This window comes from Niallia oryzisoli (assembly GCF_036670025.1).
GTDB classification, from domain to species: domain Bacteria; phylum Bacillota; class Bacilli; order Bacillales; family Cytobacillaceae; genus Bacillus_BD; species Bacillus_BD oryzisoli.
In genome coordinates this window covers 5,632,143-5,651,021 of the sequence record NZ_CP137640.1, presented here as the reverse complement: position 1 = coordinate 5,651,021, position 18,879 = coordinate 5,632,143, and the positions used below count along the sequence as shown (strand labels likewise).

Here is an 18,879-nt window from a genome sequence, read left to right as displayed (position 1 = left end):
CAATCCCCGAGGAGTTACATCTCTTAGGGGATTGCTTTTTTGCGTTGTTTTTAGGGTCGGGGTCCCTGTCCCCTCGACCCACTCGGCCCTATTCCTTCTGCGTATTGTGACGGGGTTACAGACGTGACTTTTTTAAATACTTTGCTGAAGTAATTTAAATCATTAAATCCGACCAAAAAGGCTATATCTGTGACCGATATATTTCCTCTTCGTAAATATAATTTTGCTTCTTCTATTCTCTTTTGATTAATAAACTCACTTATATTCATTTGTGTTTCTTCTTTAAATTTTCGCGAAAGGTAGGAAGGGTTAACATGTATTTCCGTCGCTATTCTATTAAGTGATAAGTTATTTCCTAAATTTAGCATAATGTAATCGACTGTTTTTTTCACAATAGAACTATATTGTCCGGTAGCATATGTGTTTACAAGGTCACAATACTCATTGGCCATTAAGAGAATTAACTTATTCAAATCTGGAATATTCTTTGTTCTTTCAATCAATATGGCAAATCGTTCTGATATGTTATGGAGGTAAATTGGATGGACACCCCCTCTTTCGGCAGCAATTCGAAAGGTTGTATTTAAAACAAAAGCCATATTTTTAGAGGCTCGAATAGGACTTTCAGGTATGCGGTCAGAAAACTCGATGATACCTGACATCATACTGATGAGATGATTGACTTCTGCTTTATCACCTTTTGCTAAGGCATCCATTAGCTGGTTTTGCGTTTTATATCGCTTTTCGATAATATCCTTGTTCTCCTCTATGCTTACTTTTAGCCGATCCTGGTTTAATAATGGCATCGATCTTTCAGAGGAAATGAGCTGAGAGCTTATATAGTCATGACCGCACATATTCACAAGCAATTCTCCCAAATGTTTGTATTCCACCTCACTTAGAATAGGAAGGGATTGATAGAATTGCTCCAAATGTTTACGTTCAGCTGCAGGCAAGTTGTTTCTTAAAATAATATCCTTTATCCGATCAATAATAGAGATGCTTGAAATAAAAGGACCCACTGCCAGGCTGCCATAAAAGGACTGGCCTTTCCAAATGCCGACAGCCATATATTCAAGACCATATGTATTGGTATAGTGAAAATAATAATTGGATGCCTTTTTGCTAAGTATTTCATTAAAATACAAATACTCATTTTTTTGGTAAGTTAGCACGGAAGGGATCGGATGGTTGATCAATTGAAATAGGGTATTTCCATCATGATCAATGACTATCGTATCCATTTTTGTAGTAGAGTTTAGAATTTGAACAATTTTACTTAAATCTTGATACTTTCTTTTTTTCACTTAAGGATTCTCCTTTCTATTAAAATTTACATATAAAATCGACAAAAAACAATATAATTACTAATTAGGTAAAAAAAATACGATTAAGATTTGAAGTGATTTATTATAATGTACTTAAATTAAAGCCCTTTCAAAAAGGAGTTTTGATGAAAAATATTATCCTAAAGGAATATTTGTTTATATATTCCGATGAAAGAGAAATATAAAAAGGATAAGCATGCAGTACTATCACTTGAGTATTTCACTTAACATGAACGGAGGAATCATATGTTATATCCAATAGCTACAGAAAGCCGTGTCGTTGTCAATTTAAGTGGGATTTGGAAATTTATGACCGATAAAGAAGTAGAACCGATCGAAGTATCGCAACCGCTTCCAACAAATGAAGTAGTGGCTGTTCCAGCTTCATTTAATGATCAGACAGTATCAAAGGAAACCCGCATGCACAGCGGTTATTTTTGGTATGAAAAGGAATTTACAATTGCAAAAGCTCTACGTAATGAAAGATTAGTCCTGCGTTTTGGATCTGCTACACATGAAGCATGGGTGTACTTAAACGGTAAAGAAATCACTTATCATAAAGGTGGATTTACTCCATTTGAAGTTGAAATTAATAACTATTTAGTAGATGGGCCAAACCGTTTAACAGTCCGCTTAAGCAATCTATTAGATTACACAACACTGCCAGTTGGGAACTATAGTGAAGAGAAAGATGAGAATGGGCGGATCATTCGTAAAGTAGATGAAAACTTTGATTTCTTTAACTATGCGGGTTTGCATCGTCCAGTTAATATTTATACGACTCCACGCGATTACATTGAAGATATTGTGATCGTACCTAACGTTGATTTAGCTGCTAAAAAAGCGGATGTACATTTTTCCATTAAAACAGCAGGAGCTTTTGATGAAGTACGGGTAACTGTTTTAGATGAAGAGGGCAAGCAAGTGGCTCAAGCTTCTGGTAATGATACGAATATTAGCATTGATAATGTGCAGCTATGGCAGCCACTGAATGCCTATCTTTATACGGCAAAAGTAGAAGGTGTAAAAGGCGGAGAAACGGTTGATGTTTATGAAGAATCCTTTGGTGTCCGCAAGGTTGAAGTGAGTAGCGGTAAGTTCTTGATCAACGGTGAACCATTCTATTTTAAAGGTTTTGGTAAGCATGAAGACACGTTTGTACAAGGCCGAGGCTTAAATGAAGCATATAATGTGCTTGATATTAATTTGATGAAACAAATGGGTGCGAACTCCTTCCGTACGTCCCATTATCCATATTCAGAAGAAATGATGCGTTTATGTGACAGGGAAGGAATTGTCGTTATTGATGAAACACCGGCGGTTGGTTTATTCCACGGTTTTGGCTTTGATTTAAGCGGAAAAAACGCCAATTCTACTTGGAGTGTTCTCAAGACAACGGAAGCCCACGAGCAGGTCATTCGTGAATTAATTGATCGTGATAAAAATCATGCCTGTGTCGTTTTGTGGTCGATTGCCAATGAGCCGGCTTCCCATATCGAAGGAGCGCATGAATATTTTGAACCATTATTCAATCTTGCCCGTCAGCTGGATCCACAAAAACGTCCTTGTACCTTTGTCAATATCCTAATGGCAACGCCAAATGCTGATAAATGTTCAGATTTAGTGGATGTCATCGCTTTAAACCGTTATTATGGCTGGTATTTACAAACGGGTGATTTAAGTAAAGCAGAAGAAGAGACCCGTAAAGAATTATTGGAATGGCAGGAAAAATATCCAGATAAACCAATTATGTATACAGAATATGGAGCGGATACGGTAGCTGGATTCCATAGTGCGTATGGGGAGCCATTCTCTGAAGAATATCAAGAGGACTACTATCGTATGAATAGCAAAGTGTTCGATGAAATCTCTAACTTTGTCGGCGAACAATTATGGAATTTTGCTGACTTCCAAACAAAGTTTGGTATTCAGCGTGTTCAAGGAAATAAAAAAGGAATCTTCACCCGCGAAAGAGAACCGAAAATGGTTGTACGTTATTTAAGTAACCGTTGGAATAACATACCGAATTTTGGGTATAAAAAATAAGGCCCTGTTCTAACTGAATTTTGATTGAAAATAAACGGAAAAAATCCGATTAAATTGGGAAATACCTTTATTTCCCTAAAAATAAAGGGAGTTTTTCCGTTTATATTATCCAAACCTTTCGATTTTGTCTTATTTAGAGCAGTTAATCGGAATATCTCCGCTTAAATCTGCTAATAAGCCTCCACAATATCCATTTAGCCGGAAATTCTCCGCCTATGAATTTAAATACCTACAAGAAAGTCAACAATGAATAATAACAGAGCCAAAAATAAAAAAACGGTGAGGGGTTTCCTTCACCGTTTTTTACTTAGACTACCAGCCTAAGTAATTCGTCGTCTTTCGCATGGACCTCGCCATCATTAACTAGAACCACCTCTTCATATTGATTCGTATTTGTAATAACGACAGGAGTTCTAACATCATAACCAGCAGCTTTAATCTTCTCAATGTCAAATTGAATGAGCAGATCTCCCCTTTTAACCATATCCCATTGTTTGACATATGAATGGAAAAATTCACCTTTTAAATGAACCGTATCCACACCGATATATATTAAGATTTCAGCTCCTTCTGATGAAGTAACGCCAATGGCATGCTGAGTGGGAAAAATCGTGGTAACCACGCCATCAACAGGGGAAACAACTTCTCCTTTTGTTGGTATAATCGCAATTCCTTTTCCGACCGTTTCCGTTGAAAACAAAGGGTCTGCAATCGTGCTTAATGGAACAATTTCTCCGCTTAATGGGCTTGAAATGGTTTCTCGCTTTACATTCCCTAATACAAAATCTTTGACTGTGTTTTTAGAGACAACTTTGTTTGTACTTTCATATCCAAACACAATGGTAAGAACCATTGCGATTAATAAAGATGTTAATGTACCAAGTAAGAACAATCCCATTGGTGTAAATACAGGAATGGATAAGAAGCTTGGCAAAGCAAATCCTGTACCTGATACGCCGAGGGAGCCAATAATTGCTCCGCCGATTGCCCCGGCAATGGCAACATAAAGCATGGTTCGTTTGTAAGGGACGAGAATACCATATGTGATGATTTCGGTTGTCCCTGCAAAAGCACTAGGAAGAAGACCGGACCCAGCCAGCGTTCTCAAGTTCTTATCTTTCGTTTTGAAGAAAACTCCAAGACCTAATCCGATTTGAGCAAATGGTGCTGCAGCTGCCATGGGAATAATTGGATCCAAGCCAGTAGCAGAAAGGTTAGCAAGAGCGATTGGAATAACAGCCCAGTGGAGACCAACAATGGTAAGAAATGACCAGGCAGCCCCAATGACTGCTCCAGTTAACAGACCGCTCTTTGAACTTAAAAATTGAACACCGATAGATAATGCTTCGCCGACATAGGTACCAAATGGTCCAAAAATCAGAATCGTTAATGGAACAATAAGGATTAATGAAATCATTGGATTAATAAACATCTGTAAATCTTTATAAATCACTTTTTTCAAAAGCTTATCTAATAGGGCGTAAATAGAAACTGCAATTAAGATTGGAAAAACGGTTGAGGAATAGTTTGCCAGTATTACAGGAATCCCCAGGAAAGATACATCTTGTGCCTTTTGGGTAACTAAATCAGTAAAATGCGGTTCCAACAATGCTGCACCGATGGCTCCACCTACAAAACCGTTGGCCCCGAGTTTGTTCGCCATTGTTATCCCAAGGAATATTGGGAAAAAGTAGAAAACAGCATGTCCTGCTGCAGCAAGAATCAAATAGGTTCCGCTTTCAGGATTGATCAAGCCTAATGTTTTTAATAGGGATAGTAAGGCTGTGATTAATGCGGATCCTGCTAAGACCCCTAGGATAGGAGCGAAACTTCCACTTACGGTACCTAATATTTTATTCATGACTGTCTCTTTTTGCTCCGCTGAACTATTATTCAAAGTATTCTTTGCTTCCATTTTAGCTCTCCTTCTTGAAATTTTCTTGAAAATTAGAGAACGTTTTCTTGTTAGTATTTCATCTCCTAGTAAAATCATTCTCCTTAGTATACTAGTATACAAACGTATTGTTTTTTGTCTAGGCATTGTTTATCTCTTCACAAGGAATGTAAACCTTTTCAATTGATTTATGATGCGCTTTCATAATCTAAATAAATATTTTTTAAACATGGAGCAGCCGCTCTCAAAACTAAATTTCGAACAAATTGTTAACGATTACATTTTTTTATTGCCAAAAACTATTTTTGCATGCTAGTATACTAGTATAAAAAGTCGCGAATTCCTACTACAACTCTTAGTTGAATAGGGAAGCCTTAGTAAAATCTGGCATACTAGTATGTAAGCATCATCTTATTTTTTTCTTATTCTTAATCTTTTATCTTTTGGTATTTTTCTCTTCTTAGTAGAAATGTAATCGCTTTATTCATTATTTCAATCATAATTTATAGGGGTGAAACGTAATGCGAAAGTTTGGTATGAGAGACAAGTTAGGCTATTTATTTGGTGATTTTGGAAACGATTTCTTTTTTATCCTTGTTATGGCATTCCTAATGGTGTTTTATACTGACGTTTTTCATCTTAATCCTGCAGCAGTCGGTGTGCTATTTATGGTTGCACGTGTGTGGGATGCATTTGCTGATATGGCGTGGGGCCGTTTCATTGATACAAGAAAAGCGGGGAAAAATGGTAAATTTAGACCTTGGATTTTTAGAATGTCTTTCCCATTAGTTATCTCAGGTATTTTAATGTTTGTTTATATTCCTGGATTGTCTCATGGATTTTATCTTGCATATGCTTACGTAACCTATATTCTTTGGGGAACATTATATAGTACTGTTAACATCCCTTATGGATCTATGGCTTCTGTTATCACGGCTGATCCTGTAGAGCGTACTGCCTTATCTTCTTGGAGAACGATTGGAGCACAATTAGCTGGATTAATTATTAATGTTGTTGGACCCATCATTCTATTTGTGGATAACAAAGCTGTTCCAAGTCGCTTTTTACTAGGAGCAATCATTTTCGGTGTATTAGCAATCTCTTGTTACTTGGCTTGTTATAAATTATCTGTTGAACGTGTTGTTATTGACGAGACTGCGAAGCCACAAGCAAAAAAGGGGGGAACAATGAAAGGTTTAGTGAAAAACAAACCGCTCATGTGGTTCCTTATCAGTTCTTTAGCTTTCATGGTTGTTTTTATGTTAATCGGTACAGTAAACGTTTACTTATTTAAAGATTACTTCGGAAGCGCTAAAGCTTTAAGTATGGTTGGTCTTCTGCAATCTGCAGCAGTATTTGTTGTGGCACCATTTATTCAAAAATTAGTTAAAAAATTCGGTAAAAAAGAAGTAGCATCTGTAGGCTTATTAATAGCTGCTGTCGTTTATGGAGTTTTATATATGCTGCCAAACTTAAATGCAACACAATTTATCGTGATCCTAACTGTTGCTATGCTTGGTTACGGGACTTTCAACCTAGTCATTTGGGCATTCGTTACAGATGTAATTGATTACCACGAATATTTAACTGGTTTACGTGAAGATGGAACAGTTTATGCAATCTATTCAATGGCACGTAAACTTGGGCAAGCTGTTGCTGGTGGTGTTGGTGGTGCAGCGATTGCAGCTGTAGGTTACAATTCTGAACTTGCATCACAAACAGCTGAAACTCTTAGCGGAATTCATATGCTTGGTACGTTGGTGCCGGCAGTAGTCCTTGGCGTAGTTTTCTTAATTATTGTATTCCTTTATCCTTTAAACAAAAAACGTACAGAGCAACTTACTAAAGATTTAGCTGAGAACAGAAAGAAAAAGTCTGCTGTACAATCTGCTTAATTCCATTTTTATCCTAATATATCTATAATTAAGAAGATAGTTAATTTTTGGTTAACTATCTTTTTGTTTTCTATTTGAATACAAGATGTTGGCCATGATATGATGAAAAAGAAATGGTCTTAAATAGGGAGTGTAACATGATGATTACAGTATCGCCAAAGCTTCCTGGAGAAAATAATAAAGACTATGCATATAGAGTGATAAAAGATTCAATCATGTCTTTAGAATTAGAACCCGGACAGGCAATCAGTGAAATTGAATTGGCAGAAGCGTTACGCATATCCCGTACACCAATTCGAGAAGTACTAGGAAAATTACGGGAAGAACATTTAGTTGAAGTCATCCCACAAGTGGGCACATATATATCTAAAATTAAACCACAACTCATTAAGGAAGCCTCTTTTATGAGATATATTTTGGAAAAAGAGGTATTAAAACAAGCATGTGAATCCTTTCCAAAAACAGATATGTACGATCTAAAGAAAAATGTGGCCCTCCAAGAAGAATTAATTGGGCAAAAAGGAAAAGAACGTGAATTCCATATACTTGATAAGGAATTTCATCATATCATTTTTAAGGGTAAAGAAAAGGAACACATTTGGGAAGCGATTATTCGCATAAGTACTCACTATAACCGCATGAGACTGTTATCGGAGATCAGGCATAGCTTTGTTGAACCCATTAAACAGCATAGTAAAATTGTTGAAATTATTGAACAAAAAGATAGTGACCAGGTAGAAGATATCGTAAGACTGCATATTGTTGAACCAACAAAACTATGGAATGATCTATATAAAGCAGATAGTCCTTATATCAATTATTTTGAATATCTTGATGAAAAGCCAGTATTCTTATAGGATACTGGCTTTTTACTTGTTCAAAAAATAGCCACTATTTCTTAAAATAATCGCTTGAAATAAAATTATTAGCATGCTAGTATACAAGTATGCAAGAGATATTACTCACTAATATGAACTAGTGCTAGGTGATAGATTTGATTAAAAGCACTATGATGTGAAATTACGATTTCACCAAAGAAATGGAAGAGGTGATAGTCATGTTGCAAAAACATGAAATTCTAAGTGAAATGCACAAAGGTTATTTAGTCGCGGTAATCCGCGGGAAAAATAAAGAGGATGCAGTAGAAATTGCTAAGCAGACATTTCAAGGCGGAATTCGCTCACTAGAAATTACATTTTCTACACCTGGTGCAGAAGATGCCATTGCTGAATTAGTACAAACTGGTGATCCAAATATGATTGTTGGCGCAGGAACAGTTCTTGACGCTGAAACGGCTAGAATTGCGATTATGAAGGGTGCTCGTTATGTTGTCAGCCCTCATTTCAACAGTAAAATCGCGACTGTATGTAATCGTTACGCGATTCCTTACTTACCTGGATGTGCTTCTGTCACAGAAATCATGCAGGCGTTAGAATCCGGAGCAGATGTGATTAAACTATTCCCTGGAAGCTTGCTTGGACCAGGATTTATTAAAGATGTAAAAGGACCGATTCCGCATGTAGAGTTAATGCCATCTGGCGGAGTTAGTATTGATAATATTGATAAATGGGTAATTAACGGTGCATTCGCTGTAGGAATTGGAAGTGCTTTGACTAAAGGGGTTACTAATGGTGACTATTCTTCTGTACAAAAAGTGGCCCGCCAATTCGTAGAGAAACTAGCTTCTGTTAAGGCGGAATAAACAATGAAGAAGGTTGTAACATTAGGAGAAATTATGCTTCGATTATCTGCTCCAAACTATCAAAAAATTGTTCAAACACAATCCTTTGATGCTGTTTATGGAGGCGGAGAAGCAAATGTAGCCATTTCTTTAGCGAAATTTGGACTGGATAGTTCCTTTGTTACGAAAGTACCTGACAATGCGGTTGGTACGAGTGCGATACAGCAATTAAACCGCTTTGGGGTGAAAACAGACCATGTCATCCGCGGAGGAGAACGTCTGGGAATCTACTTCTTTGAAAAAGGCTTTTCGATTCGAGCTTCCAAAGTCTATTATGACCGCAGCTATTCATCCTTTGCGATGTCAAAACGGGAAGAATACGACTTTGATGCGATTTTTGCAGGTGCCGATTGGTTCCATATCAGTGGAATCACGCCGGCATTAAGTGAGGAATTATTTTTCTTAACAAAAAAAGCGCTGGCAGCTGCAAAAGAAAAAGGAATAACAACGAGCTGTGATCTTAATTATCGAAGTGCCTTGTGGTCTTTTGCTGATGCTCGGAAAAAGATGACGGATTTAATCAAAGATGTCGATGTCTGCATTGGAATCGAGCCATTACAGTTACTGGATTCGAATGGACAAGATATAAAAGAACAATTACCTGAAACACCGGATTTAGACGACTATAAAAAAATCATGCTTGTGATGCAAAGGCAATTTGGAACGAAATATATAGCCATGACAAAAAGGACCCATCTTTCTGTCAACCGCAATCGTCTGCAAGCATTGCTTTTTGATGGTCATGAGATTTACCAATCAAGTGACGTCGAAGTCGATATCATTGATCGAGTGGGAACAGGAGATGCATTTTCTGCTGGAATGATTTACTCCTTAATTAACCAATTTGAGCCCCAAACAGCCGTTGAATTTGCGTTAGGGTGTTTCGCCTTGAAGCATACGATTGAAGGCGATGCCAATTTGGTTCCCATTTCTGATGTAGAAAAATTTATGCAGCGATCCTTTGCAATTGACCGCTGATGACGGTCTAAGGAGGGTAACAATTGAGCACGTTTATTCATGATAACTTTTTATTAAACAATCAAACAGCCACCCGGCTGTATCATACATTTGCAAAGAATATGCCCATTTATGATTATCACTGTCATTTATCACCAAAAGATATTGCTGAAAATCGTAAATTTAACAATATAACAGAACTATGGCTTGAAGGCGACCATTATAAATGGAGAGCCATGAGAGCCCATGGGATTGATGAAAAATATATAACTGGTGATGCAGATCCTAAGGATAAATTTGCTGCATGGGCAAAGACCGTTCCCTATACACTTGGAAATGCTTTGTTTCATTGGACACATATTGAGCTAAAAAAATACTTTGGTATTGAAGAGCTATTAAATGAAGATAGTTGGGAATCCATTTGGAATCGCTGTAATGAATTATTACAACAGGATGATTATTCTGTTCGTGAAATCATCAAGCGTTCCAACGTAAAAGTCATTGGTACAACAGATGATCCGACTGATGATCTTCAATATCATGAACAAATTGCTAGTTTACCAGACTTTCAAGTGAAAGTAGTTCCATCATTTCGTCCTGACAAAGGGCTTGAAATAAATAAAGATACATTTGTCCCTTTTGTTGAAGCTCTTGAAAAAGCAGAAAATAAATCTCTTTCAAGCTATGCAAAGTATATTCAAGCTTTAGTAGATCGAGTTCAATACTTCCATGAAAAGGGCTGCCGGATTTCTGACCATGGTTTATCTAATATTCCATTTGCTTCATTTGAAGAGAATGAATTAGAAGGCATTTACCAATCAGGACGCAGCGGCAGCCAGGTAAGCTTAGAAGATGAGATGAAATTTAAAACAGCCATTCTATTTGCACTGGCAAAAGCTTACAAAGAAAGAGATTGGGCCATGCAAATCCATTTTGGTGCAATTCGTAATAACAACACGAAAATGTTCCAAAAATTAGGCCCTGACGCAGGCTTTGATTCTATTAGTGATCAAGGGGAAGTAGCAAGACCGTTAAATGCTTTATTAGATGCATTAGAAATGCGGGACTCGTTACCAAGAACCATCCTTTATAATTTGAACCCAGTCTATAATGAACTGATTGGAACTACGATTCAGAACTTCCAAACGAATGAAGCAGGAATTGCCGGGAAAATCCAGTTTGGTTCTGGTTGGTGGTTTAACGATACAAAACCAGGAATGATCCGTCAATTGACAGCTCTTGCTGATCAAGGCCTACTCATGCATTTTGTGGGAATGCTGACAGATTCGCGCAGCTTTATCTCCTATAGCAGACATGAATACTTCCGCCGTATTTTATGTAACTTCGTTGGAACATGGGTGGAAGCTGGTGAAATTCCGAATGACCAGGCATTATTGCAAAAGCTAGTTGAAAATATTTGTTATAACAACGCTAAAAATTACTTCGCAATTGAAGTTGAATCATTAGGAGGCAATTAATTATGGAAATGAGTTTTCGTTGGTATGGTAAAACAGATTCGATCCCATTAGAATATATCCGTCAAATTCCTGGTATGAAAGGAATTGTAACAGCTATTTATGATATCCCGGTTGGAGAAGCTTGGCCAATGGATAAAATTGAAGAACTAAAAAAGACGGTTGAAGATGCTGGTTTATACATTTCAGTTATTGAAAGTGTACCCGTTCATGAAGATATTAAAATCGGGCTGCCAACTCGTGATAAATATATTGAAAATTACAAGGAAACATTACGCAATTTAGGTAAAGCCGGCATTCCGGTTGTATGTTACAACTTCATGCCAATCTTTGACTGGACACGTACGGATTTAGAATACCGTCTTCCAGATGGATCAACAGCACTTATTTTTGAAGAAGAAGTAGCGAAGAAAATGGATCCGTTAACAGGTGAACTTTCTCTTCCGGGCTGGGATTCAAGCTATAAGAAAGAAGACTTACAAGCATTATTTGATCATTACAAAAATGTGGACCACGAAAAACTATGGGAAAACCTAGAATATTTCATTAAAGAAATCATTCCGGTTGCGGAAGAAGCTGGCGTGAAAATGGCGATTCACCCTGATGATCCTCCATTTGATATCTTTGGATTACCACGTATTATTACAAACAAAGAAAACCTAGAAAGATTTATTAACTTATATGATAGCCCGTACAATGGGTTAACTATGTGCAGCGGATCTCTTGGTGCTGATCCTAAAAATGATTTCCCTGAAATGCTGCGTTACTTCGGTCAAAAAGATCGCGTAAATTTCGTACATGCTCGTAACGTAAAACTAACAGGCGGAATGTCATTTGAAGAAAGTGCCCATCCATCTGAATATGGTTCCATTGATATGTATGAAGTAATTAAATCGATGGCAGATTTCAACTATTCAGGTCCAATTCGTCCTGACCACGGAAGAATGATCTGGGGCGAAACAGGTAAACCAGGCTACGGTTTATATGACCGTGCATTAGGTGCGACGTACCTTTATGGACTATGGGAAGCTGAACAAAAAAATCGAAAATAATAATCATGCGAAATCAATCATACCTTGAGGAGGATCATAACATGACAGTTCCATTTAAAGTTGATTTAACAGGTAAAGTAGCAGTTGTAACAGGCGGCGGCGGTGTTTTAGGGTCATATTTTGCAAAAGCTTTAGCAGAATGCGGTGCGAAAGTAGCGATTATGGATCTTAATCAAGAGCCGGCTGATAAAGTGGCAGCGGAAATTAACGAAGCAGGCGGACAAGCAATTGGTGTGGCTGCAAACGTATTAGATAAAGAAGCAATTGAAAAAGCAAGAGAAATCATTGTAAAAGAACTAGGCACGGTTGATATCCTTCTAAACGGCGCTGGCGGTAACAATCCTAAAGGTTCAACGGATGATGAATTCTACAATGAAGAAGAAGTGAAAAAGAATCCAGAATTAAAAACATTCTTTGATCTAGATCCAAAAGGTGTTGGTTTCGTATTTGACTTAAACTTCCTAGGAACATTACTTCCTTCACAGGTTTTTGCGAAAGATATGATCGGTAAAAAAGGTGCGAACATTATTAACGTATCTTCGATGAACGCTTATACACCATTAACAAAAATCCCTGCATACAGCGGAGCAAAAGCAGCAATCTCTAACTTTACACAATGGTGCGCTACTTACTTTGCCAAAACTGGTGTCCGTGTAAATGCGATTGCGCCAGGATTCCTAGTCACAAAACAAAATGAAAAATTATTATTTAATGATGATGGAACACCAACAGCTCGTACAGGTAAAATTCTTAACAGCACACCAATGGGAAGATTCGGTGAGCCAGAAGAATTAATCGGAGCAATTCTTTACCTAGCAAGCGAAGAAGCAGCAAGCTTTGTTACAGGTGTTGTACTTCCAATCGATGGCGGTTTCTCTTCTTACACAGGAGTTTAATGATATTTGATCTTTATAGAAATGAAAGGTTGCTAGTCCTAATGCTTTGGGTTGGCAGCCTTATCATTATGTTCAAAAACAGATCATTCCTCGGTAATCTAGTACCTTTTTTCAAAAGACTCTGTTATAGAAAAATGGTTATTTTAAAAAAGCAGGTTGATTGTAGTGGAAGGCACGAAGACTCTTGCGGGAGAAGCGAGACAGTCGAGACACCGCAGACACGAAGTGTCGAGGAGGCTCGGCGATCGCCCTAAGGTGCGCGAAGTGCCTGGAACGGAAATCAACGACTAAGTTTAACAGAGACTTCTAAGAAATAAACAAACTTATGAATAAAGGAGATTCATAGATGAAAGTTAGAATAGAAGAATTCCAGAAAACGAAAGACTTCTTGGTGTGTGTGGATTCTGACGGCTGTGCCATGGATACGATGGACGTCAAACACATAGAGGCATTCGGACCAGAGGCAGTGAATACGTGGGAGCTTCATCCTATCAAAGATCACTTTCTAGAAAAATGGAATGATATTAATCTTTATACAAAAACGAGAGGGATCAATCGTTTCAAAGGAGTCGTTACAACATTTGCTGCATTTGAAGCAGAAGGAATTCAAATGCCGGATATTTCTTCTTTTAAAAAATGGACGGAAACGACAAATGAACTTTCAAATCCATCTCTTGAAAGAGCGATTGCAGAAACAAATGATGAGCAATTAAAGAAAGCGCTTGAATGGAGCCATGCCGTAAATCGTACGATTGAAGAAAAACTGGCTGGCAACGACAAGCCGGTTGAAGGCGCGAAGGAAGGACTTCTTGCAGCCAATCATGTGGCTAATGTAGCGATTGTTTCTTCCGCAAACGGTACTGCTGTGTTAGACGAATGGACAAGACATGAGCTTTCTGTACATGTTGACGTCATGCTGGGTCAAGAAGCCGGTACAAAGGCGTATTGTATTGAACAAATGAAAACATTTGGCTTTGACAATACTCATGTTTTAATGGTTGGCGACGCACCTGGGGATTTAGATGCTGCACAGAAGAATGGAGTTTTATATTATCCGATCCTAGTTGGAAAAGAAAAGTTCTCATGGGACCGCTTTAGAGACGAAGCTTTAGGGAAATTCCTTGATGGCAGCTTTGCAGGTGAGTATCAGCAAAAATTAATAGATGAATTTAATCATAACTTGAAATAAAGTTCAGGAGGGATTAGCTATGATACAAAAGATCGCGAAAAATATCCCAATGCCAAAAGTAGATTTAAAGGCAAAGCCCTATCATCTATCTGATGAAGATATTCAATGGGTAAGAGACACGATTTCTGGTATGACTGATGAAGAGAGAATTGGTCAATTATTTATAAACCTATTTTTCTTTGGAGAAGACAAGTTTAGCGGAAACAATTTTACCAATAAAGAATTGCTTGAGAAATACCATATTGGCGGAGCGCGTTACCAAGGTGGTACTTCTGAGCAGGTGCAGGACTTGATTAATAGCCTGCAAAAGGATTCAAAGATTCCATTATTAGTAGCTGCTAACTGTGATGCTGGCGGTAACGGTGCGATGAATGATGGTACATATGTTGCTGCAGCCGCTATGTGTGAAGCTTCAGGTGACGAGCAAGTCGCATTTGACGCAGGATATGTCTCAGGCCGTGAAGAACATGCAATTGGTGTGAACTGGAACTTTGACCCATGTGTGGATATTTTGAAAAACTGGAGAAATACAATCGTAAACACTCGTGCTTACGGTACAAATGCTGAGACGGTTATTAAACATACAAATGCCTACATTAAAGGGTTAACAGAAAGCAACATCGGTGTATGTATTAAGCACTGGCCTGGAGACGGAACTGAAGAACGCGATCAGCACTTAGTCATGGGTGTCAATGAATTATCCGTTGAGGAATGGGAAGAATCCTTCGGTCAAGTATACGGCAATCATATTGAAAACGGTGTTCACTCTATCATGGCTGGTCATATTGCCTTACCAGAATACCAGAAAGCATTAGTACCTGAATTGGAAGATAAGGATATTTTACCTGCAACGCTGGCACCTGAATTACTTAATGGATTATTAAAAGGAAAACTAGGCTTTAATGGCTTAGTTCTAACTGATGCCTCTCATATGTTAGGTATGACAGCAGCGATGAAACGTGAAGAGTATGTACCGCAAGCGATTGCAGCAGGTTGTGATATGTTCTTATTCTTTAATAATATTGATGAAGATTTCAACTTTATGTTAAATGGCTATAAAAATGGAATCATTACAGAAGAGCGTCTTCAAGATGCTTTAGAAAGAATTTTAGGCTTTAAAGCTGCGCTTGGCCTACACAAAGCACAAAAAGACGGCACGATTTTACGTACAAGGGAAGATTTACAAGTGGTTGGCTGTGAGGATCATATGGAACGTGCGACACAAGCGGCTGATAAAGGAATCACTCTTGTTAAAAATACGTTAAACCAGCTGCCTATTCGTCCGGAAACACATAAGCGCATTCGTCTGTATTTCTTAGAAGGTGAAAAAGGCGGCATTTATGAAGGGGATTCTAAAACACTTGATTTCATTGTGGCGGAGCTAACACGAAGAGGATTTGAAGTAACCGTAAATGATGGCAATACTCGTGTGAAAGGTTCTACATTAACATACCGTGAAGAAGTAGACGCCGCCTTAGTCTTTGCCAATGTAGTAGGATATGGTGCGGAAAACAACTATCGTATTCGATGGAAGACGGCTATGTCTAACGAAGTACCTTGGTATGTTCATGAAGTACCAACTGTATTTGTATCACTAAACTTTACTACCCATTTAACAGATGTACCAATGGTAAAATGCTATATTAATGCATACAAAGATTCAGAGATTACTATCAAAGCTGTGATTGATAAAATCATGGGTGAATCCGAGTTCAAAGGCACACCGAATGAAAATGTTTGGTGCGGGAAATGGGATACAAGACTTTAATAAGATAGAAAGCAGAGGCTGTTTGGACGGCCTTTGCTTTTGTTTAGAGTAATTTGGAATTCTCACTAGAGGAGGAAGTCAGTTTGATTATTGATAAATTGTCTAATGCAATCATGTATGATAACTTGCATCCGAGATTAAAGAAGGCGCTCGATTTCTTGTTTGAGAATGATTTGGATTCTTTAGAGGTTGGTACCTATCATATTGAAGAAAATAATGTATTCGTCATGATTCAAGAATATGAAACAAAACTGCCGGAAGAGTGCCGTTATGAGTCTCATTATCAGTATACAGACATTCAATATGTCATCAAAGGCCAGGAAAAAATGGGCTATACTCATATAGAAAATGCGAAGGTAGTAGAAGAATATATGGATAAAGACCTTATGTTCTTAGAAGCAAATGGAGACAACTTCACTGTCAATGAAGGGTTCTTTGCCATCTTCACACCAGAGGATGCCCACAGACCTGGGATGTGTGTCGACCAGCCCCAACCAATCAGAAAAGCAGTAGTCAAAGTATTATGTGACTAGGGAGGGTCAGAGGGACAGGCACCGCGACCCAGTTTGCCCATTGGATGGTTATTATTAAACAAACGTTTGATTAATAGGTTCACTGCTATTAACTAGACATCTGGATTGGGCCAAGTTATCCCTGTGACCATCTGACGTTTCAATCTTAAATTAAGCGATCCCTGAGGATTTACATCTCTTCAGGGATTGCCTTTTTTGGATACAGTTTCTGCAAGATAAATCCAGGTGCAAGCCGAAACACGAGAACCGTATGCAAGTTTCTGTACTGGGTCGCGGTGCCTGTCCCCCTCGACCAAATACAGAATATTTAGTATAATACAACCAGTCCTATTTTTTGATTTATACATCTGGAGGTACACGATGCATGGGGGAAACTTGTCCGAGGATAAAATAAAACAGTTATTTAATGCGATCCTTTCCTTGCAAACGAAAGAAGAGTGTATGGACTTTTTTGATGATCTTTGTACCACAAAAGAACTTAATTCTTTTGTTCAAAGATTGGTCGTTGCGAGATTGCTAAGGGAAGGGGCGACGTATATGGATATTCAAATTGAAACGGATGCCAATTCAACGACGATCGCCAGAGTAAAGCAGCAATTGGACAATGGTAATGGAGGATTTTCGTTAGTACTGGACCGTTTAGCCGCTCGTCAAAAGTAAAAGAATCCGCTTTGAGCAGAGTTATTTTGCTTCTAAGCGGATTCTTTATTTTAAAATCTAACATTCTTTAAAAAGCATCCAATTTTACATTTTCATCAATGATCAACAGAGGCTCAGTAACTCCTTGAACATCCTCAACAGTATATCCTTTGGCCACTTCAACTAATTTTAACCCCGATTCTGTCACATCCATGACAGCTCGATCAGTGATAATTCGATTTACGACCCCTTTGCCGGTAAGAGGCAGGGTGCAATTTTTTAATATTTTCGTCTGGCCTTTTTTATTGGTATGTTCCATAATCACGATCGTCTTTTTCGCACCATGGACAAGGTCCATCGCGCCGCCCATGCCTTTGACCATTTTTCCGGGAATCATCCAATTGGCTAAATCCCCATTCTCGGAAACTTCCATTCCGCCCAAAATCGCCACATCAATATGACCGCCGCGAATCATCGCAAAGGAATCAGCACTTGAAAAATAGGAGGCGCCTTCTATTACCGTAATCGTTTCTTTACCGGCATTAATTAAATCAGGATCCACTTCAGATTCCGTTGGATAAGGCCCAATTCCAAGCAAGCCATTTTCAGATTGCAGAACCACTTGTTTATCACCGCTAATATAATTAGCAATTAAGGTAGGCATGCCAATCCCAAGATTGACATAATTTCCTGATTCAATTTCTTTTGCCGCTCTTTTAGCAATCTTTTCCCTGACGTTCTGCTCTGTTGCCATCTGTGTTCCCATTTTTCACACCGCCTTTTGAACAGTACGTTTTTCGATTCGTTTTTCTTTATTCCCAACAATTAATCGTTGGACGTAAATACCAGGAGTATGAACTTGGGCAGGGTCGATTGCACCGATTTCCTCTACCTCTGCAATCGTAATCTTCCCAGCCGTAGCGACATTCGGATTAAAATTTTGTGCAGTTTTGTTGTAAACGAGATTTCCCATTGTATCTGCTTTTATCGCACTGACTAAGCTAAAGTCAGCTGTTAAAGCTGTTTCCAGGATATATTCTTTCCCGTCAAAGGTACGGACTTCTTTTCCTTCTGCGATAGGAGTACCGACACCAGCCGGAGTATAGAAAGCAGGGATGCCGGCGCCGCCTGCCCGAATTTTTTCTGCCAAAGTACCTTGGGGGATCAGTTCTACTTCAATTTCACCTGACAGGTATTGTCTTTCAAACTCTTTATTTTCGCCGACATAAGAGCTAATCATTTTCTTGATTTGTTTATTTTTTAAAAGAATCCCTAAACCCCAATCATCAATTCCGCAGTTATTGGAAATCATGGTTAGGTCTTTTACACCGGTCTCACTAAGGGCGATAATTAAATTTTCAGGAATACCACATAATCCAAAACCGCCAACCATGACGGTTGCTCCATTATGAATATCTTTTACAGCGTCAATATAAGATGTATACACTTGCTTCATCTATTCCAGC

At 38.3% G+C, this 18,879-nt stretch carries 16 protein-coding genes; 12 read left to right on the top strand and 4 right to left on the bottom strand.

What is annotated here, in order from left to right:
* Positions 1–50: 50 nt before the first annotated feature.
* Positions 51–1,307 carry a helix-turn-helix transcriptional regulator gene (locus R4Z09_RS28105; RefSeq protein ID WP_338449963.1) on the bottom strand — a complete coding sequence of 419 codons (1,257 nt, stop codon included), beginning with the start codon at positions 1,305–1,307 and terminating at the stop codon, positions 51–53.
* A 267-nt stretch (positions 1,308–1,574) separates the two neighbouring features.
* Between R4Z09_RS28105 and uidA the strand changes: the two genes are divergently transcribed.
* Positions 1,575–3,374, top strand: coding sequence for a beta-glucuronidase (uidA, locus tag R4Z09_RS28100; protein WP_338449962.1), 1,800 nt, complete (start codon positions 1,575–1,577; stop codon positions 3,372–3,374).
* A gap of 307 nt (positions 3,375–3,681) precedes the next feature.
* Here uidA and R4Z09_RS28095 read toward each other — a convergent pair whose 3' ends face one another.
* Entirely contained in the window at positions 3,682–5,289 is a 1,608-nt protein-coding gene (locus R4Z09_RS28095) for a glucose PTS transporter subunit IIA (protein WP_338449961.1), read from the bottom strand.
* Between the two features lie 500 nt (positions 5,290–5,789).
* Here R4Z09_RS28095 and R4Z09_RS28090 point away from each other — a divergent pair, with 500 nt between their 5' ends.
* From R4Z09_RS28090 to R4Z09_RS28040, 11 genes are all read left to right on the top strand, one after another.
* Positions 5,790–7,163: a glycoside-pentoside-hexuronide (GPH):cation symporter gene (locus R4Z09_RS28090; protein WP_338449960.1), complete on the top strand. Its 1,374-nt coding sequence runs from the start codon at positions 5,790–5,792 to the stop codon at positions 7,161–7,163.
* Positions 7,164–7,300: 137 nt separating this feature from the next.
* Positions 7,301–8,020, top strand: a complete 720-nt coding sequence (locus R4Z09_RS28085) for a GntR family transcriptional regulator (protein ID WP_338449959.1) — start codon at positions 7,301–7,303, stop codon at positions 8,018–8,020.
* Positions 8,021–8,223: 203 nt separating this feature from the next.
* Positions 8,224–8,865, top strand: coding sequence for a bifunctional 2-keto-4-hydroxyglutarate aldolase/2-keto-3-deoxy-6-phosphogluconate aldolase (locus tag R4Z09_RS28080; RefSeq protein ID WP_338453374.1), 642 nt, complete (start codon positions 8,224–8,226; stop codon positions 8,863–8,865).
* A gap of 3 nt (positions 8,866–8,868) precedes the next feature.
* Positions 8,869–9,882, top strand: a complete 1,014-nt coding sequence (locus R4Z09_RS28075; protein ID WP_338449958.1) for a sugar kinase — start codon at positions 8,869–8,871, stop codon at positions 9,880–9,882.
* A 23-nt stretch (positions 9,883–9,905) separates the two neighbouring features.
* Positions 9,906–11,339: a glucuronate isomerase gene (gene uxaC / locus R4Z09_RS28070; protein WP_338449957.1), complete on the top strand. Its 1,434-nt coding sequence runs from the start codon at positions 9,906–9,908 to the stop codon at positions 11,337–11,339.
* Between the two features lie 2 nt (positions 11,340–11,341).
* Positions 11,342–12,388: a mannonate dehydratase gene (gene uxuA, locus R4Z09_RS28065; protein ID WP_338449956.1), complete on the top strand. Its 1,047-nt coding sequence runs from the start codon at positions 11,342–11,344 to the stop codon at positions 12,386–12,388.
* A 41-nt stretch (positions 12,389–12,429) separates the two neighbouring features.
* A complete protein-coding gene (locus R4Z09_RS28060) occupies positions 12,430–13,284 on the top strand; it encodes an SDR family oxidoreductase (protein ID WP_338449955.1) in 855 nt (284 codons plus the stop codon).
* 346 nt (positions 13,285–13,630) lie between these two features.
* Positions 13,631–14,473: an HAD family hydrolase gene (locus tag R4Z09_RS28055; protein ID WP_338449954.1), complete on the top strand. Its 843-nt coding sequence runs from the start codon at positions 13,631–13,633 to the stop codon at positions 14,471–14,473.
* 19 nt (positions 14,474–14,492) lie between these two features.
* Positions 14,493–16,241 carry a glycoside hydrolase family 3 protein gene (locus R4Z09_RS28050; RefSeq protein ID WP_338449953.1) on the top strand — a complete coding sequence of 583 codons (1,749 nt, stop codon included), beginning with the start codon at positions 14,493–14,495 and terminating at the stop codon, positions 16,239–16,241.
* Between the two features lie 83 nt (positions 16,242–16,324).
* The gene (locus R4Z09_RS28045; protein WP_338449952.1) at positions 16,325–16,774 is read left to right on the top strand and encodes a YhcH/YjgK/YiaL family protein; all 450 of its coding nucleotides are present in this window, start codon (positions 16,325–16,327) and stop codon (positions 16,772–16,774) included.
* A gap of 360 nt (positions 16,775–17,134) precedes the next feature.
* The gene (locus R4Z09_RS28040; RefSeq protein ID WP_338449951.1) at positions 17,135–17,434 is read left to right on the top strand and encodes a YerC/YecD family TrpR-related protein; all 300 of its coding nucleotides are present in this window, start codon (positions 17,135–17,137) and stop codon (positions 17,432–17,434) included.
* Positions 17,435–17,501: 67 nt separating this feature from the next.
* Here the strand turns inward: R4Z09_RS28040 and R4Z09_RS28035 are convergent, their stop codons facing one another.
* Complete coding sequence (locus R4Z09_RS28035; RefSeq protein ID WP_422392224.1) at positions 17,502–18,179, bottom strand: CoA transferase subunit B; 678 nt, start codon at positions 18,177–18,179, stop codon at positions 17,502–17,504.
* Positions 18,180–18,182: 3 nt separating this feature from the next.
* Positions 18,183–18,869 carry a CoA transferase subunit A gene (locus R4Z09_RS28030; protein ID WP_338449950.1) on the bottom strand — a complete coding sequence of 229 codons (687 nt, stop codon included), beginning with the start codon at positions 18,867–18,869 and terminating at the stop codon, positions 18,183–18,185.
* Positions 18,870–18,879 lie beyond the last annotated feature (10 nt).

Coding starts and splice junctions, on each gene's coding strand:
- uidA (WP_338449962.1), top strand. CDS start 1,575: ATGTTATATCCAATAGCTACAGAAAGCCGTGTCGTTGTCAATTTAAGT.
- R4Z09_RS28095 (WP_338449961.1), bottom strand. CDS start 5,289: ATGGAAGCAAAGAATACTTTGAATAATAGTTCAGCGGAGCAAAAAGAG.
- R4Z09_RS28090 (WP_338449960.1), top strand. CDS start 5,790: ATGCGAAAGTTTGGTATGAGAGACAAGTTAGGCTATTTATTTGGTGAT.
- R4Z09_RS28085 (WP_338449959.1), top strand. CDS start 7,301: ATGATGATTACAGTATCGCCAAAGCTTCCTGGAGAAAATAATAAAGAC.
- R4Z09_RS28075 (WP_338449958.1), top strand. CDS start 8,869: ATGAAGAAGGTTGTAACATTAGGAGAAATTATGCTTCGATTATCTGCT.
- uxuA (WP_338449956.1), top strand. CDS start 11,342: ATGGAAATGAGTTTTCGTTGGTATGGTAAAACAGATTCGATCCCATTA.
- R4Z09_RS28060 (WP_338449955.1), top strand. CDS start 12,430: ATGACAGTTCCATTTAAAGTTGATTTAACAGGTAAAGTAGCAGTTGTA.
- R4Z09_RS28055 (WP_338449954.1), top strand. CDS start 13,631: ATGAAAGTTAGAATAGAAGAATTCCAGAAAACGAAAGACTTCTTGGTG.
- R4Z09_RS28050 (WP_338449953.1), top strand. CDS start 14,493: ATGATACAAAAGATCGCGAAAAATATCCCAATGCCAAAAGTAGATTTA.
- R4Z09_RS28040 (WP_338449951.1), top strand. CDS start 17,135: ATGCATGGGGGAAACTTGTCCGAGGATAAAATAAAACAGTTATTTAAT.
- R4Z09_RS28035 (WP_422392224.1), bottom strand. CDS start 18,179: ATGGGAACACAGATGGCAACAGAGCAGAACGTCAGGGAAAAGATTGCT.
- R4Z09_RS28030 (WP_338449950.1), bottom strand. CDS start 18,869: ATGAAGCAAGTGTATACATCTTATATTGACGCTGTAAAAGATATTCAT.